A 1,757-nucleotide genomic window follows, 5' to 3' on the forward strand; every position below is an offset into this window, starting at 1 on the left:
CCTCACAAGATATATTCATTTCGTCAATTTCCCATAACGTTTCGTATATTCACGACGTCCGACGTAGTCGGATGTGTCCGGCTGCAACAACTCCTCTGCCTATAGCATCTGTCCGGACCGAGGGCCGAATGGCCCGATGCGTTAATATGGTGTTAGCTGAAGTAACCGGCAACCTGAAATACTCACAATATGGTCTTAATTATTTCTAATTCATTGCTTAGATTCGATTCAATGCATTCATTCCATTCATCCTGATTCTTAATATTTATAGTAAAATTGCTCTTATGTAAAAGATAATTTCTCAATTGTAAATAGCTACTTATTGGGAAATCCCCAGCATACCATTGCTTTCTATACCCGACAATTCCATGTTGCTTTAGAATACCTTCTAGAGAAAATATAACTTCTTTTATAAATAGATCTATCTCACATTCTTCTTTGAATTCTAGCTTTCCCGGTGTTGAGGTTAATCCATCCACATAAACAACTATTTCAATTTGAACTTTACCATTTTTAGTTTTTTCAAATCTCCATCTATGTATTGCAGGTTCAGAATTCCATTCAAACTGCACTACATCTTTAACTTCATCCATAGGTGTACATTCAGGAAGTAAATACTCGATCGATCTTACTAAATCAATCAACGGCTCTGACAAATAACTAGTGTTAATATATATTTCTGAATCTTCAATTTGAAGGTGGACATCTGCCCATCCAATGCCACTGAGCTTATATGAAAATTTCATATGCATTCACCTATTTCTTTAATTTCGGGTTATTTCAGCTAACGTTTCATAAATTCACGACGCCCGGCGAATGCCGGGTGTGTCCACAGCAATCGCTTCTCGAAGCCGGTTCTGGGACCGAGGGCGTAAGCCCGATGCGGGAATATGGTGTTATGTGCTGTACTCTGCATCTTGAATAACTTACATCAATCAATTAACTTCTTTTATTCTCTTATATAAAGCACTTCAATATCACTATTCTTTATTGTCATTTCATTATTATTTATTTCAATCTCATACTGATTGTTATTAATTACTAATATATTTTCATTTAGTTCATATTTCACTTTTTCATTTGAACTGCTTAGTACTCTTTTTGTTTTATCAACTAATTGCTCTGAGGATAAATAACTAATATTCATTTCTTCTTCTAGTATGTTCACAAAATTAAAACTATCCAAAAAGTCAGTCGTTCCTTCCTTCTGACTTGCACTAACAGAAATCCATTCACCTTGAATTGATTTATCAATATCATTGGAACAGCTTGTTAATACAATGACGGACAATAAAATGATATTTATTAGAAATATTGTTTTCTTCATGTTTTCTCCTTTAAATAATAGTTCTTAGAGTATTGCATATAACGTTTCTGTGTTCACGAACCTTCACTGGCTTAAGCAGCCAATCGATAGAGCGAAGCGATCGTTTTGCCGGGTCCGTCAGGACTTAGCCTGTGCAAGGTTGTCCGGCTGAATCTGCTTCCTGCTACTGAGATACCTCTCTGAATTCACTTCTAATTACTTCGGCCGGACCGAGGAGCGACAGCGACGATGCGTGAAAACGATGTTATGCGCTGTTCCCTCTTCTTGAATTAGCTTTCAATATGCACTCTTAATCGGGCACGCTGCTTCACATGAGTTTGCTTCCTACTATTCTTTCAATCGGGCACGTTGCTTCACATGAATTTGCTTCCCTAATATTCTTTCAATCGGGCACGTTGCTTCAAATGAGTTTACTTCCCTAATATTCTTT

At 36.8% G+C, this 1,757-nt stretch carries 2 protein-coding genes; both read right to left on the reverse strand.

Features of this window, described 5'->3' with window-relative positions:
- Positions 1-182: 182 nt before the first annotated feature.
- Positions 183-746 carry a hypothetical protein gene (locus PAT3040_RS28755; protein WP_108995383.1) on the reverse strand — a complete coding sequence of 188 codons (564 nt, stop codon included), beginning with the start codon at positions 744-746 and terminating at the stop codon, positions 183-185.
- A 203-nt stretch (positions 747-949) separates the two neighbouring features.
- Positions 950-1,327, reverse strand: a complete 378-nt coding sequence (locus PAT3040_RS28760) for a hypothetical protein (RefSeq protein ID WP_108995384.1) — start codon at positions 1,325-1,327, stop codon at positions 950-952.
- Positions 1,328-1,757: the final 430 nt, after the last annotated feature.

The sequence above is a fragment of the Paenibacillus agaridevorans genome (assembly GCF_003112455.1).
GTDB lineage: Bacteria > Bacillota > Bacilli > Paenibacillales > Paenibacillaceae > Pristimantibacillus > Pristimantibacillus agaridevorans.